This window comes from Virgibacillus oceani, from assembly GCF_041521345.1.
GTDB classification, from domain to species: domain Bacteria; phylum Bacillota; class Bacilli; order Bacillales; family Amphibacillaceae; genus Virgibacillus_N; species Virgibacillus_N oceani_A.
This window is the reverse complement of record NZ_JBGOHB010000017.1, coordinates 78,993-90,766: the sequence shown is the minus strand read 5'-3', so window position 1 is coordinate 90,766 and position 11,774 is coordinate 78,993. Positions and strand designations below refer to the sequence as shown.

The following is an 11,774-nucleotide window of genomic DNA, read 5'->3' as shown; positions in this document are numbered from 1 at the left end:
ACGATGAGGTTGATAGGTCCGGTGTGGAAGCGTGGTGACACGTGGAGCTGACGGATACTAATAGATCGAGGACTTAACTAAATCTAACCATGTCGTTTTACACTCTTATTTAGTTTTTAGGGTATAATCTTAAAAAAACCCTTGCATTTTTTCTTGAGAATGCATATAATATGTCTTGTCCTTTATTTTACGGACATTCCTTGTCTGGTAGCAATAGCGGAGAGGTCACACCTGTTCCCATGCCGAACACAGAAGTTAAGCTCTCCAGCGCCGATGGTAGTTGGGGCCTTGCCCCTGCAAGAGTAGGACGCCGCCAGGCTGTTTTTTCTACATATTATTAGGTAAGACTTTGATAAAATATATACTGATTGGACATAATAAAGGTATATATTACCTAAGTTATTCCACAGTAGCTCAGTGGTAGAGCAATCGGCTGTTAACCGATCGGTCGTAGGTTCGAATCCTACCTGTGGAGCCATTTTTATGTTTAAATAAAATGCTTCCATAGCTCAGTCGGTAGAGCACCACCATGGTAAGGTGGGGGTCAGCGGTTCAAGTCCGCTTGGAAGCTCTTGCGGGACAAGGGATTTGCCAATTGTGGCAAGTCTTTTTTTATTGAACTTCTAACACCCTTCTAACATGCACTATTTTTCAGAATGTGCGTTCTTATATTTTTTCATATTATCGCTGAAAGATTGAATTGCTTCTAATTGCATCGAAGGTAATAAATGGGCATATGTGTTTAGAGTTATTTCTACTTTATGGTGACCCATTCTTTCCGATACTATTTTAACAGGTGTTCCCATTCCTAGCATTATAGTCGCATGAGTATGTCTCATATCGTGAAAACGTATCTCTGGCATTTTGTGACGTTCACGCAGCTTCGTAAAACGCCTGTTTACATTCCTCACGTCAACCGGCCGACCATCCGCACGGCATACAACTAAATTGTTATCCTCATAATCTTCACCACAGCGCATTTTGTTCTCTTTAACTATCTTATGACGTTCTTTGAGCGCGGTAATCGTGTCATCATCAACGTCAATCACACGCCTTGCGCTATCCGTTTTACCTTTTGTAAATCCAGATTTTGAATATGAGCGTTGCACACGTATCTTTTTTTGTGCATAGTCAATGTCAGACCACTTTAAGCCTAGTATTTCACCACGCCGCATGCCAGTAAATAAAGCTAAATGGTAAACAATATAATCATGTTCATTCTTGGTAAAATGAAGAAAGCGCATCAAATCTTTTTCTTCCCATACTTGAATGTCTTTATGTTTTACGCTTGGCGGTTTAACAACAGAGGCAGGGTTCCATTCGATAAAACGGTAATCTTTTGCGTACTCTAGCGAAGACCTAACGATCGTGTGCATTTTCCGTATGGTAGCACTAGACAGCCCCTTGTTTTCTAAGTCGGTATAAAAATCATCTATGGCCAAGCTGTTTAATTTGGACAACTTGAAACGACCCAAAGCAGGTTTAATATGAACGCGAATATTCATTTCATAATTATTGTACGCGTTCAGACTTAGTTTATTTCGTTTGTTCTTCATCCACGCATCTAAAAAATCACTGTATAGCTGCTTGGATGGTTCGACGTAGGTTCCTTGATTTAATTCGTTTAGGATACGCGGCATCTCTTTTTCGGCTTCTTTTTTAGTATTGAATCCAGAAAGCCATTTTTGCTTACGCTCATATCCCGTTCCAATATCTACTACTATATAATATTTCTTTCCTTTTTTAGCAATGTGCCCGCGCATCTAATAACTTCCTTTCATACATTTCTAATCTGCGTAAAGCAAAGTCAAATTCTACATTAAACAGATTCATAATTTTATAGACTGATAAATCGGTTTCATTTTCCAGCATAAAAGTTGGTACGCAGAAATGATATGCAAAATGGTTTGCTTGGTACTCCTGTAAATCTCTAAATAAATAATGCATTTGTAACTGGCTTCCAGTGTGTATTAAATAATGACCGACTTCATGACCAAATAACTGCCATTCCTGCTGTATTGTTCCAGGTGTTAAAATAATTTCATCGTAAAAACGAAATGCCTTCCTTCTATATACTACTTGTAATTTTAATTCTTTCGCTACATTATCAATCGCTAATTGTTCCGGTTCGGTTATTTCCATAAATCCAAAAAGGTCATAAATGCAATCCTCAAGGTGCGTGTACAAACTAAAAACCCCCATTTATAGAATGTATGTTCCTTTTTAGTATATAAGATAGGGTGTACAATTCAATGTACACCTAGTATTTAATCGTATAATTGCATTCCGCTTTCTTCTGTAAAGTCATACTCTCCATCTACAAAAGTAGAATGGCCCCATAAAATATATTCTCCATCGTCTACTTCTGTTACCAGTGTTACAGTTGCATTAAAATCTTCTTCCAGTTCATTCGCTTCCACCATTGACCAGTTCCAAGTTTCAGCCCATTCCGCAACATCTTCTTTTGTATCCGGTAGGGGGTCTTGCTGCATATCTATCGTTGCGTTAATCCTATTTGCATCAGAATCATAGTCAAAGTCATCTAAATAAAACATGTCGCCAAATTCTTGTTCAGCTTCCAAGTCATCCTCTAAGTCTTTTCTGAGCGTTTCTATATCATCGTCAGATAAAGCTGCTGTTTCTTCTTGCGGTTCCTCTGTTTCATCCTCTGTGGCAGCATCCTCTACTTCCGGTTCTTCGTCAACCTCTTCTACTTCTTCTGCCTCTTCCTCTGTAACTTCTGGCTCTGCTTCGTTTTCATCATCACTCGTAATTCCGATAATTCCACCCAAAACAACGAACGCGACTAGCAAAAACCATGTTCTTTTATAGATTGGTTTATTTCCTTTTTCTTTTGACATGTTAATTTCCCCTTTCGTTTTCCTTTTGACTCTTTTTAAACTTAATATAATTATACACGTCTTCCATATCGTCTGCTGTAAAACTGGCCAGATCATTAAACATCAAATCGGCATCTGGGAACTCTATTTTTATTTTATCAATTATTGCCGCCTTTCTAGCTGTTTCCTCTTCATCGATTTTTGGAAACAACACATCTAAACCAGATGCGAAATTTTCACTGGCATATCCAGCCATCAAGAATAACCTATCTTTATCTATATCAAGGGATTCGGCAATCATACCCACGGTTGTCTTTGATGGGATGTGCTCCCCTCTTTCGATTTTGCTAAGGTGAGAAAAACTTATACCTATGAGGTCAGCGAAATCTCGTAGGTTCATTTTTTTCTCTTTGGTGCGAAATTCTTTTATAAATTCACCGAATTCATTTGAAGTCTTCTTGTCATTCATTGTTATCACCACTCATTTCACCTCCATTGTAGCGTAAAACAACACAAAAATAAATAATTATAAAATAAGTGTTGACAAGTGACACGAAAACCATTATTATTATAAGTGTCAAGACACAACACGACACAAACTTAATTAAATTTATACGTAAAAGGAGGTCAGGATATGAGTCTTATTCACAACAGGATCAAACAGCTCAGAAACCAAAAGGGTGTTAGCCAGCAAGAGTTAGCTGATTTCCTAGAAATTGAGCGCACTTCACTATCTAAGATCGAGAATATGAGGTACAACCCTAGTGCTCGAATCATGATTGAAACGTCTGTTTTTTTCAATCTACCAATAGGTGATATTTTTTTTAATCAAACTGTGTCACCAGATGACACTAAAGCAATCTAGGAGGTATGTAAATGAATCAATTAAAAGTAATTGCTGATGAAATGCTGCCGGTTTACGAAACTTCAACTGGCGAAAAAGTAGTAAACGGTAGAGAACTACATGAACAATTATTTGTTGCCAGAGATTTTCCAACTTGGATTCAAGACAGAATTAGGAAATATGGCTTTAAACTCAATGAAGACTTTTCCACATTTCGGGGGAAAAGCAATGGCGGCAGACCTACAACCGAATATTTACTCTTATTAGATACCGCCAAAGAAATCGCAATGGTTGAAAACAATGAGCAAGGTCGAGTGATTAGAAAATATTTCATCGAGGTTGAAAAAGAACACAGAAAGCAAAATCAACCGCAATCAATAGAAGACTTGATTATTATGCAAGCCCAAAACATGAAAGATATTCGCACGAAATTAGAAAACCAAGGAAAACAACTAGAAACAGTAAACCACAGGTTGGACAACTACGACAAAATTGACCAAATAGGTGACTTGCAACAGCGGTTAAATAACATGGTAAGAAAGTACGCTGCTCAAAACGGAATAGCTTTTCCGGAAGCTTGGAGGCATTTTACAAAAGGCTTTAACAATGCCTACAGGACAAACTTAAAATCACTGATTAAGCATTACAAAGAAAAGCACGGACTAAAGAACCTTACAGCACCACAATATTTGTCTATGGCCGGACGATTAGAGGATGCCGTAAGAGTTGCTGACAAGATGTTAAACCAACAAGCAATTTTAACCAGTAAGGAGTTGGTCTAAATGTCATTTGAAGATGTAGTACGCCAAATCATCCGCGAGGAAAACGAGAAGCATTTACAGGAAATTAAAACACTTCTCGATTCCCATGCGGGAGATACACCTAAAACACTATCGGTCAAGGAGTCTGCCGAAATACTAGGTTTCGGCATCAACAAAACATACGAAATGATTAATCAGTCGGAACAAACCGGATTCCCACATATAAGGGATGGCAACAGGATACGCGTACCATATCAAGCACTAATTAACTGGATGAATCAAACAGCAAAACAAGCAATCTAACAAACTACCAACAAGGGGTCGGTAATTACATTATAAAACACTGACCCATATAAATAAATTCCAATCAGGAATAAAAGGGGGGTGAAACCTTTGAATTACGGCGCGATATTAAAAGCGTGCCGGACTCGATCAGGATTAAGTCAATCGGAATTAGCACATAAATTATATATCAATCAATCGGACGTATCTAAATACGAGAACGGCACGAAAGAACCAAGCATTAGCATGGTGCAGTCTTGGACAAACAACACGCAAACACAGGAAGTGATGGTTGCCTTCCTTTGCGGTGTAGACGGCATCGGCATAATGCAAACATTACTCGATACAGCAGTTTCGGCAGTAGGATTTATAAATCTAATGGGAGGGATTATTTGAAAAAAGCTAATGATAATTATGCAGTCGTACTTGGAGCAATACCATTAATTTTTATCATCATTACTTACTTTTAGGAGGTATCACATGTTTTTGGAAAAGGACAAGCCAATGGCAAAAGAGGAACAAAACTGCTTTAAATATAGCATTAAAACCGCAAAGGATCTTTATGAACAAGCGCAATATGAAAAGGCATCTATGCATCTGGAAAATGCTAAACGCTCACTGAATGAACTGGAATCAATGAAAAATCGCAAAACACAAGAGGACAAGATAGATCTTGTATTAAATCAAATAAAAGGCACGCAGCAACAAAGAGAATTATTGAGGATGCTTCAAATATGAACAAAATACGCGAATCTAAATACACATACAACGTTTTGTTTATCGCTGGAATGGCATTCCTTTATTACGCACTAATTAACGCGTAGGAGGTCATCAAATGGCTTTGAATATCGTAGCGGCAATCGTCGGAATTATAGCGGTAGTTTGGATGGAAAAAGAATGGTAGGAGGTTTCACTTATGACCAACAAGGAGGTGGAAAAAATTAAAAACATGGCGGGTTGGTATCGGTTAATAAAGGAAGCGAGAGACCAAGGCTTAACAGCAGACGAAGTAAGAATTGTACTCAAATTTTTAAAGGAGGAAAGCTAATGGCAGTATCTGAGTTTTGGAGTTATGTGATCGGTGCGATTATAGTATTGCTTTTTATCTTATTGATGGAGTGGGCGGTGATTAGATGATTAGCAAGTTGATGGATCGTGTTAGAAAACTCGAAGAATGGCAACAACAGCAAATTTTAGTAAGTGCATTATTCGATCTGGATGAAGTTGATCTGCAAGGGATTAAAGAAGAAATAGAAGAATACGAGGAAATCAACAAGGAGGGATAACTGAAATGGATATACAACACCCGGATATATCGAAAATGCATGTACACGGATTACCGGAAATGCAACCAGTTAATACAGATAAACTCGGTCATGAGATTTACCCTGGCGATGACATTATTTCTTTAAATGATGAGGTATTTCTCGTCGAGCCATTGATGCAGGAAACAATTGAAATACTAGAAAAGCTAGGCGCAGAACATGAAATTGCATAAAAAAGACCCACTGCAATGGGTCTCGACGATTTTTAAAATAAAACTTGTACCCCTAGTATACCACGCTAGGGGAGAAGGAGGCAAATCATGAATAACTTTTTGGAGTCTTATATAAAAAGCAGAAAAAAATTCCCGGATTGGGAAGATAGGAGAATCATTTATTGCGGTGTTGTAACGTCTATATCGGAATTTGGAACAATTGAGGATTTAAAAATAGTTACTAATCATTACGAAAGCGAGGAAGATAAAAATGAGCGAACTACAAATGCAGGTTAAAACAATCGAATTAGAACCAGCAAAAATCGAATTTAATCACGAGGATATTGAAAAAGAATTAGAAATCAGTTTGAAAAAGTATGAAGGATTGGTTTTTTCAGAAGAAACCGCAACTGACTTAAGAAAGACTTTAGCGGAATTACGAAAAGGGAAAAACGCAGTTGATCGTTATCGAATCGACACCAAGAAAAAACTAAATGCACCAGTCACTGAATTCGAAAAGAAATGTAAACAACTAGATCAGAAATTTGAAAGTGTAATCACTCCATTAGTTGAACAACAAAAAGAATTTGAAGAGAAACGCCGAGCGGAAAGGCTGGCTCAATTGGAAGATATCAGAGTGGGGCACATCGAAAATCATGGCTTAGACAAAGAATACCACGAGCGAGTTGTGATTGATGATAGTTTGCTCACGAAGTCCACAAGTCTAAAAGTCGCAGATGAGTCATTGGAGTTTCAAGTTAAAAATTTAAAAATGGAGCAGGACAAAAAAGCAGCTGATAAAGAAATTATTGTCTCTACCGTGGAACTGGCAAACTATAAGCACGATTTGAGTTTATCAGTTGATGCTTATGTGAGATTAGTAGAGTTTACGCCATTCGAAGAAATTAAAAGTCAGATTGAACAAGATGCAAACATGGCAGTTGAAAAACGTGAGGCTGAAAAAGAACGCGTTGAACGTGAAAAACAAGCTGAATTAGAGCGCATTGAACAAGAAGAGCAAGAGAGTGTGGAAGAAGAAAAGGAATACGAACAAGTATTGCTTAGTAGTGCGCCGGCAAGTAAATCTATTGATGATGAAATTCCATTTATTGACGATCCATTTGTGGACGACCCATTCACTGAACAAAAGAACACACAGAAATATAAAGTTGTTGGAACGAAAGAGGAACTTGAATCCCTTAACAGATATTTAGAACTAGCCGGATTGGAGTGGACAATCATTGACTAATGAAAAAATAAATATCACTGAAAAACTAATCAATGTGCAAAAAACATTAAAAGCCCCAAAAGGCAATTTTAATTCATTCGGAAAATACAAATACAGGTCAGCAGAAGACATATTAGAAGCCGTGAAGCCTTTAAATGCCGAGCAAGGGTTATTACTCACGCTAGCAGATGAACCGCTTCTTGTGGGCGACTGGCACTATATAAAAGCAACCGCAACAATTACGGATGGGGAAGGATCTCATGTGGTCACAGCTTACGCTAGAGAGTCCGAAAGCAAGAAGGGTATGGATGGATCACAGATAACAGGCACAGCATCCTCATATGCCCGTAAATATGCTTTAAATGGCTTGTACCTGATTGATGACACAAAAGATGCAGATACAGATGAGTACCAGAATCAGAATAAAAAAGATGAAGCTATTACACAAAAGCAAGTTGGCAGCATTAAAACAAAATCTATGAAGTTTGCAGAAGCAAGGAATGTATCTGTTGATGAAGTGTACAAGGCATTGAACATTGCAGACATTACGAAGCTATCAAAAAAGCAAGCGGAAAACGCAGAAAAGAAACTGGACACTTGGCTAAAAAAGGCAGAGGAAGAAAATCAAAAAGGGGCATGACAATTGCCCCCTCTTAAAAGGAGGATTACATGTTTTTTAGAAGAAAGAAAAAGGAATCTAAATCCGTTTGTGTGCATGACTGGTATTTGATCGACACTAGAAAAACAGAGCATTACAACGGCATTGATATTGATTTCCTTAATTTTTACACAATCGGTTGCGTTAAATGTAATGAACGTCGGGAAATGGATGAGTTTAGTTTTTCTCATTTCAAAAATACATTCAAAGTAAAAAAAGTACATTGAGGAGGATTAGATGCTACAGGCAGTACCTAAAATAAATCCCGATCACAAAAGACGAGCACCCAAGAATATCACTAAAATAACAAACAAGGTACGCAGAGAGGTTTTAATCCGATCTGAACATAAATGTGAACGATGTGGCAGAACAAGCGCATATGCCTTTGAAATGTCTCATTTGGAGCAAGCCGGACAGCAGGGATCTGGAAGAGACCCGGCAAACATAGTCCTTTTGTGTGGCCCATCTGTAAACACAGGGACATGTCACCATTTTGCGGATAGTACAGCAGAAGGAAGGGCTTGGCGTATGAAAAAACGTGAAGAATTGAAGCGATATTATGAACGATAAAATACAGAAACGCGTTGACCAACTAACAGAAATATTCAACAAAATTAAGCAGCTGGACACAAATGAATTATCCCATTTATACGAACTGGTAAGCCTGCACAACGAAAGTTTATTCATTGTCGGTGATCTTGTAAGTGAAGCGCTATACGTTAAAGATACTGCATATCTCGAACGCAAAAGAATCCACTCAGAAACAATACTGAAAGAAAGCGGAACAGTTGCCGCAAGAGAAGCAAAAGCAGAGTTAATCGTTTCATCTTATCGAGAACAGGAAAGGGAAGCCAATTCCATGTACAACAAATATAAACTTATGTACGAGTCCTTGAATCACAGGTTAATAGATTTACGCCAGAAGCGTAACAAGCTAGAAGATGAATTGAGTTATACAAATGATAAGGGGTGAGCGAATGTTGACAATACAGGAAAGGCTATCAGAAGCGGAAAATTATATTAATCAGCAGAAAGAATCATTGGACGATTTAGTAAGTTTAGTTTTGTGGTCAGCAAGAAGACAACATTCAAAATACTACAAGGAATACATTTACAACGAAATAGACAGAATTACAAACCAAACACATGAAAGGCTTTAGGTTGGTGATTCTATGCATAACCGCAGCAGAGTAATTTTACCAAAATGGTGCTGGGATAACGCCAAAGATAAGCAGGAATTAAAGCAAAATATATCCACTTATCTAAAGCGTTACCCCGGTTACCAAGTGGTAGAGGTAGGTAAGTATTACGCTATTTGTGATCGGGGTTAGTCCTTGTCGATATAAAGCAAGTCGCCCGGATCACAATCAAATAAATCACATAATTTTTCCATCACATCAAAAGTAATTTGAGTAGACACATCATGATATAGCTTACTTATAGATTTTCTACTTAATCCAGTAGCATTTGAAACGTCCTGTATATTCATTTTCTTTTTAGCCATCATTACCCGGAGGTTGTTTTTCACAGCCAATAGTTATCACCTCACTACCTATTATACTCGTTTTAAGCCTGTTTAAACAATGCTTTGTTCAAAATAAGAACTACTTATTCAAAAAAAGAATATAAATCGCTACTTATGGGTTGCAACATAATACCCAAGGGTGTTATAATAAATACAAGCAAGGAGGATAAGACATGCGAAAATTAAAAGTAAACATTTATCAGCTTATGGCTTCTCGAAATATACGGACAGTCACCGAAATATCAAGAAGCACAAACATATCAAGTAAAGCACTATACGACATTATCAATGGAAAAACAAGAAGGATTGACTTTGATACGATCGAAAAATTATGTAGGTTTTTCGACTGCGGTGTAGGTGATCTGTTGATTCTGGAAGATATAAAGAAAGTGGGGTAATTATCGGTGAATGAAGTTGTCAAACTATCAAACGATTTAAATGTCATCACAGCTGAAATAAACAGTTATAAGCAAGTTGCTGGTCAAGCGATATTCGAGATTGGCAAGCGATTGAAGCACGTCAAAGAAAATGATCTAGCTTATGGTCAATGGTCAACATGGCTTGAATCTATAGGCATGAATAGATCAACTGCTCATAGATTCGTTAAAACTTATGAAGAATTGCCGTCAGATGTTGACACGTGGCAACAACTATCATCAAGAGCGCTTTATGAAATTGCAACATTGCCGCAAGAAGAAAGAGAAAAGGGGCACGCTCTTTCATCTGGTGAAACGAAAACAGTTGACGAAATGACCGTCCGTGAATTAAAGGAGGTGAAAAAGCAATTAAAACAAGCAGAGGAGGCGAACGAAAAACTAGGTGAATTACTAACAGAAGAACGCAATAAAGAACCCGAACAAGTAGAAGTTCCTCCTGTTGATTATCACGAAATAAAAGGAAATTTCGAAGCTGCTCAGAGGTTGAGAGACCGTTACAAATCAGAAAACGAACAGCTTAGAAAGGAGTTGGATAACTTAAGTAATTCTATAAAAAGTAAGGATGGTGATGAGTCGGAGTTAAAAGAAATGAAAGAAAAAGAGTTTAAATTAAAAAGGAAGATTGATGAATACGACAAGTTATATGATATTCAAACAAATTTGGAACATATAATTTCTGTTATCGCTCCGAAAATTCATGCAGTGAAAAAAGAGAATGTAACAAATGAATTTGGGATAATTGACGATTTTGAATCAACATTGGACGAGGTAATCAGGATTTGCGACGAAGCAAAAGGAAAGTTGCCAGACAAAAATATCATTGAAGGAGAGATTGTAAATGATGAATATTCAAGAACGAGTTTTTAGAGGGGCTAGTAATCCAACAAGAGAAGGAAAAGTGGTGAATGCGGTTTATGAAACTTATGATTATTCCATTTTTTATCTAAGTAAGTTTAATAGAGAAGTATTAATGACAAATGAAATGTTGAAGCAAGCGAAAGAAGGCATTGTTGCTCCAATTATCGTTAATGAAGAAATGATTATCATTGATGGACAAAACAGGTTCATACATTCGCGAAAGGTTAATGTTCCTGTTAAATACATCATAGTTGAAGGTTTGACAGAAGAAGATATAACAAGGATGAATACAAATCAAAGAAAATGGAATCTAAAAGACTTTATTGAAGCTTTTGCTAATCAGGGGAAAGAAGAATATATAAAACTGATAGATTTAATAAATCAAAGATCATCAAGTGGTATAACAAACGTCTTGAACGTTTCGATTGATTCTCCAACCGGTGTTACTAAGTCGTCAAAGTTAATTAAGAGTGGGGATTTCCAATTTCATAATTACGAAAAAGCAGTTGAGTTTTTCCGTTTCATGGTTCACTTCAGAGAAAAAACCAAGACACCTAAACGGTCGAAGTTTGAAGCTGCTTTGCATGAATTATATAGATTGGAAAAGTTTGATGAAAACAGGATTATTAGAAAGGTTATTCAAAATGAACTAGACGAAGAAATCAAAGTCAAAAACACTACGAACCATACCGAGGCTTTAAAAACGTTGTTAGATGCCTATAATCACAAATTAAGCCCATCATCTGAAAAGTATATTAAATACTATATTACCAGCGACGGAAGAATTGTTATAAATGAATATCGGAAAGAGTGGACTAGAAATGCAATAGAAAAAGCTGCCCAAGAGACAGCAGAGTAAGAAAA

Annotated in this window: 23 protein-coding genes, 2 tRNA genes and 1 rRNA gene; 21 read left to right on the top strand and 5 right to left on the bottom strand. The window is 37.2% G+C overall.

Annotation, left to right across the window (positions count from 1 at the left end):
• Positions 1-203: 203 nt before the first annotated feature.
• From rrf to ACDX78_RS13770, 3 genes are all read left to right on the top strand, one after another.
• A 5S ribosomal RNA gene (rrf, locus tag ACDX78_RS13780) occupies positions 204-319 on the top strand.
• A gap of 84 nt (positions 320-403) precedes the next feature.
• Positions 404-478, top strand: a tRNA-Asn gene (locus tag ACDX78_RS13775).
• Positions 479-498: 20 nt separating this feature from the next.
• Positions 499-571 (top strand) — tRNA-Thr (locus ACDX78_RS13770).
• Positions 572-644: 73 nt separating this feature from the next.
• On the opposite strand, the gene ACDX78_RS13765 is transcribed toward ACDX78_RS13770, so the two are convergent.
• The 4 genes from ACDX78_RS13765 to ACDX78_RS13750 form a co-directional block, all read right to left on the bottom strand.
• Positions 645-1,763 (bottom strand): tyrosine-type recombinase/integrase, encoded by a 1,119-nt coding sequence (locus tag ACDX78_RS13765; RefSeq protein ID WP_486028724.1) that lies wholly within the window; start codon positions 1,761-1,763, stop codon positions 645-647.
• Entirely contained in the window at positions 1,744-2,187 is a 444-nt protein-coding gene (locus tag ACDX78_RS13760; protein WP_486028723.1) for an ImmA/IrrE family metallo-endopeptidase, read from the bottom strand. The genes ACDX78_RS13765 and ACDX78_RS13760 overlap by 20 nt, the downstream gene beginning before the upstream one ends.
• 80 nt (positions 2,188-2,267) lie before the next feature.
• Entirely contained in the window at positions 2,268-2,861 is a 594-nt protein-coding gene (locus ACDX78_RS13755) for a hypothetical protein (RefSeq protein ID WP_486028722.1), read from the bottom strand.
• A 1-nt stretch (position 2,862) separates the two neighbouring features.
• Positions 2,863-3,321 carry a helix-turn-helix domain-containing protein gene (locus ACDX78_RS13750; RefSeq protein ID WP_486028721.1) on the bottom strand — a complete coding sequence of 153 codons (459 nt, stop codon included), beginning with the start codon at positions 3,319-3,321 and terminating at the stop codon, positions 2,863-2,865.
• A gap of 153 nt (positions 3,322-3,474) precedes the next feature.
• Here ACDX78_RS13750 and ACDX78_RS13745 point away from each other — a divergent pair, with 153 nt between their 5' ends.
• The 15 genes from ACDX78_RS13745 to ACDX78_RS13675 all read left to right on the top strand — a co-directional run bounded on the left by ACDX78_RS13745 (position 3,475) and on the right by ACDX78_RS13675 (position 9,250).
• Positions 3,475-3,705: a helix-turn-helix transcriptional regulator gene (locus tag ACDX78_RS13745; protein ID WP_486028720.1), complete on the top strand. Its 231-nt coding sequence runs from the start codon at positions 3,475-3,477 to the stop codon at positions 3,703-3,705.
• Positions 3,706-3,716: 11 nt separating this feature from the next.
• The gene (locus tag ACDX78_RS13740) at positions 3,717-4,466 is read left to right on the top strand and encodes an antA/AntB antirepressor family protein (RefSeq protein ID WP_486028719.1); all 750 of its coding nucleotides are present in this window, start codon (positions 3,717-3,719) and stop codon (positions 4,464-4,466) included.
• Positions 4,467-4,748, top strand: a complete 282-nt coding sequence (locus ACDX78_RS13735; protein WP_486028718.1) for a helix-turn-helix domain-containing protein — start codon at positions 4,467-4,469, stop codon at positions 4,746-4,748. It begins immediately after the preceding gene.
• 90 nt (positions 4,749-4,838) lie between these two features.
• Positions 4,839-5,123 carry a helix-turn-helix domain-containing protein gene (locus ACDX78_RS13730; RefSeq protein ID WP_486028717.1) on the top strand — a complete coding sequence of 95 codons (285 nt, stop codon included), beginning with the start codon at positions 4,839-4,841 and terminating at the stop codon, positions 5,121-5,123.
• 84 nt (positions 5,124-5,207) lie between these two features.
• Positions 5,208-5,465, top strand: coding sequence for a hypothetical protein (locus tag ACDX78_RS13725; RefSeq protein ID WP_486028716.1), 258 nt, complete (start codon positions 5,208-5,210; stop codon positions 5,463-5,465).
• Positions 5,466-5,643: 178 nt separating this feature from the next.
• Positions 5,644-5,775: a hypothetical protein gene (locus ACDX78_RS13720; RefSeq protein ID WP_486028715.1), complete on the top strand. Its 132-nt coding sequence runs from the start codon at positions 5,644-5,646 to the stop codon at positions 5,773-5,775.
• An 85-nt stretch (positions 5,776-5,860) separates the two neighbouring features.
• On the top strand, positions 5,861-6,013 hold the full coding sequence (locus ACDX78_RS13715) for a hypothetical protein (protein WP_486028714.1): 153 nt from the start codon (positions 5,861-5,863) through the stop codon (positions 6,011-6,013).
• 5 nt (positions 6,014-6,018) lie between these two features.
• A complete protein-coding gene (locus ACDX78_RS13710; RefSeq protein WP_486028713.1) occupies positions 6,019-6,225 on the top strand; it encodes a hypothetical protein in 207 nt (68 codons plus the stop codon).
• An 87-nt stretch (positions 6,226-6,312) separates the two neighbouring features.
• Positions 6,313-6,501, top strand: coding sequence for an SWIB-MDM2 domain-containing protein (locus tag ACDX78_RS13705; protein ID WP_486028712.1), 189 nt, complete (start codon positions 6,313-6,315; stop codon positions 6,499-6,501).
• Complete coding sequence (locus ACDX78_RS13700) at positions 6,476-7,453, top strand: DUF1351 domain-containing protein (protein ID WP_486028711.1); 978 nt, start codon at positions 6,476-6,478, stop codon at positions 7,451-7,453. Before ACDX78_RS13705 ends, ACDX78_RS13700 begins: the two co-directional genes overlap by 26 nt.
• Positions 7,446-8,072, top strand: coding sequence for an ERF family protein (locus ACDX78_RS13695; protein WP_486028710.1), 627 nt, complete (start codon positions 7,446-7,448; stop codon positions 8,070-8,072). The genes ACDX78_RS13700 and ACDX78_RS13695 overlap by 8 nt, the downstream gene beginning before the upstream one ends.
• A gap of 29 nt (positions 8,073-8,101) precedes the next feature.
• Entirely contained in the window at positions 8,102-8,317 is a 216-nt protein-coding gene (locus ACDX78_RS13690; RefSeq protein WP_486028709.1) for a hypothetical protein, read from the top strand.
• Between the two features lie 10 nt (positions 8,318-8,327).
• Positions 8,328-8,660: an HNH endonuclease gene (locus tag ACDX78_RS13685; protein ID WP_486028708.1), complete on the top strand. Its 333-nt coding sequence runs from the start codon at positions 8,328-8,330 to the stop codon at positions 8,658-8,660.
• Positions 8,650-9,063 carry a hypothetical protein gene (locus ACDX78_RS13680; protein WP_486028707.1) on the top strand — a complete coding sequence of 138 codons (414 nt, stop codon included), beginning with the start codon at positions 8,650-8,652 and terminating at the stop codon, positions 9,061-9,063. The genes ACDX78_RS13685 and ACDX78_RS13680 overlap by 11 nt, the downstream gene beginning before the upstream one ends.
• Before the next feature lie 4 nt (positions 9,064-9,067).
• A complete protein-coding gene (locus ACDX78_RS13675; protein WP_486028706.1) occupies positions 9,068-9,250 on the top strand; it encodes a hypothetical protein in 183 nt (60 codons plus the stop codon).
• A 167-nt stretch (positions 9,251-9,417) separates the two neighbouring features.
• Here ACDX78_RS13675 and ACDX78_RS13670 read toward each other — a convergent pair whose 3' ends face one another.
• Positions 9,418-9,618 carry a helix-turn-helix domain-containing protein gene (locus tag ACDX78_RS13670; protein WP_486028728.1) on the bottom strand — a complete coding sequence of 67 codons (201 nt, stop codon included), beginning with the start codon at positions 9,616-9,618 and terminating at the stop codon, positions 9,418-9,420.
• Positions 9,619-9,788: 170 nt separating this feature from the next.
• Here ACDX78_RS13670 and ACDX78_RS13665 point away from each other — a divergent pair, with 170 nt between their 5' ends.
• From ACDX78_RS13665 to ACDX78_RS13655, 3 genes are read left to right on the top strand one after another with little or no spacing between them, the layout of a single operon-like run.
• Positions 9,789-10,013 (top strand): helix-turn-helix domain-containing protein, encoded by a 225-nt coding sequence (locus tag ACDX78_RS13665; protein WP_486028705.1) that lies wholly within the window; start codon positions 9,789-9,791, stop codon positions 10,011-10,013.
• Between the two features lie 6 nt (positions 10,014-10,019).
• A complete protein-coding gene (locus ACDX78_RS13660) occupies positions 10,020-10,919 on the top strand; it encodes a DUF3102 domain-containing protein (RefSeq protein ID WP_486028704.1) in 900 nt (299 codons plus the stop codon).
• Positions 10,891-11,769: a ParB N-terminal domain-containing protein gene (locus ACDX78_RS13655; protein ID WP_486028703.1), complete on the top strand. Its 879-nt coding sequence runs from the start codon at positions 10,891-10,893 to the stop codon at positions 11,767-11,769. The genes ACDX78_RS13660 and ACDX78_RS13655 overlap by 29 nt, the downstream gene beginning before the upstream one ends.
• Positions 11,770-11,774 lie beyond the last annotated feature (5 nt).

What these genes read in the sequence shown, in the direction of transcription:
- ACDX78_RS13735 (WP_486028718.1), top strand. Translation starts at nt 4,467, where the DNA reads ATGTCATTTGAAGATGTAGTACGCCAAATCATCCGCGAGGAAAACGAG.
- ACDX78_RS13745 (WP_486028720.1), top strand. Translation starts at nt 3,475, where the DNA reads ATGAGTCTTATTCACAACAGGATCAAACAGCTCAGAAACCAAAAGGGT.
- ACDX78_RS13675 (WP_486028706.1), top strand. Translation starts at nt 9,068, where the DNA reads ATGTTGACAATACAGGAAAGGCTATCAGAAGCGGAAAATTATATTAAT.
- ACDX78_RS13700 (WP_486028711.1), top strand. Translation starts at nt 6,476, where the DNA reads ATGAGCGAACTACAAATGCAGGTTAAAACAATCGAATTAGAACCAGCA.
- ACDX78_RS13720 (WP_486028715.1), top strand. Translation starts at nt 5,644, where the DNA reads ATGACCAACAAGGAGGTGGAAAAAATTAAAAACATGGCGGGTTGGTAT.
- ACDX78_RS13710 (WP_486028713.1), top strand. Translation starts at nt 6,019, where the DNA reads ATGGATATACAACACCCGGATATATCGAAAATGCATGTACACGGATTA.
- ACDX78_RS13665 (WP_486028705.1), top strand. Translation starts at nt 9,789, where the DNA reads ATGCGAAAATTAAAAGTAAACATTTATCAGCTTATGGCTTCTCGAAAT.
- ACDX78_RS13765 (WP_486028724.1), bottom strand. Translation starts at nt 1,763, where the DNA reads ATGCGCGGGCACATTGCTAAAAAAGGAAAGAAATATTATATAGTAGTA.
- ACDX78_RS13715 (WP_486028714.1), top strand. Translation starts at nt 5,861, where the DNA reads ATGATTAGCAAGTTGATGGATCGTGTTAGAAAACTCGAAGAATGGCAA.
- ACDX78_RS13725 (WP_486028716.1), top strand. Translation starts at nt 5,208, where the DNA reads ATGTTTTTGGAAAAGGACAAGCCAATGGCAAAAGAGGAACAAAACTGC.
- ACDX78_RS13685 (WP_486028708.1), top strand. Translation starts at nt 8,328, where the DNA reads ATGCTACAGGCAGTACCTAAAATAAATCCCGATCACAAAAGACGAGCA.
- ACDX78_RS13690 (WP_486028709.1), top strand. Translation starts at nt 8,102, where the DNA reads ATGTTTTTTAGAAGAAAGAAAAAGGAATCTAAATCCGTTTGTGTGCAT.
- ACDX78_RS13680 (WP_486028707.1), top strand. Translation starts at nt 8,650, where the DNA reads ATGAACGATAAAATACAGAAACGCGTTGACCAACTAACAGAAATATTC.
- ACDX78_RS13755 (WP_486028722.1), bottom strand. Translation starts at nt 2,861, where the DNA reads ATGTCAAAAGAAAAAGGAAATAAACCAATCTATAAAAGAACATGGTTT.
- ACDX78_RS13655 (WP_486028703.1), top strand. Translation starts at nt 10,891, where the DNA reads ATGATGAATATTCAAGAACGAGTTTTTAGAGGGGCTAGTAATCCAACA.
- ACDX78_RS13705 (WP_486028712.1), top strand. Translation starts at nt 6,313, where the DNA reads ATGAATAACTTTTTGGAGTCTTATATAAAAAGCAGAAAAAAATTCCCG.
- ACDX78_RS13740 (WP_486028719.1), top strand. Translation starts at nt 3,717, where the DNA reads ATGAATCAATTAAAAGTAATTGCTGATGAAATGCTGCCGGTTTACGAA.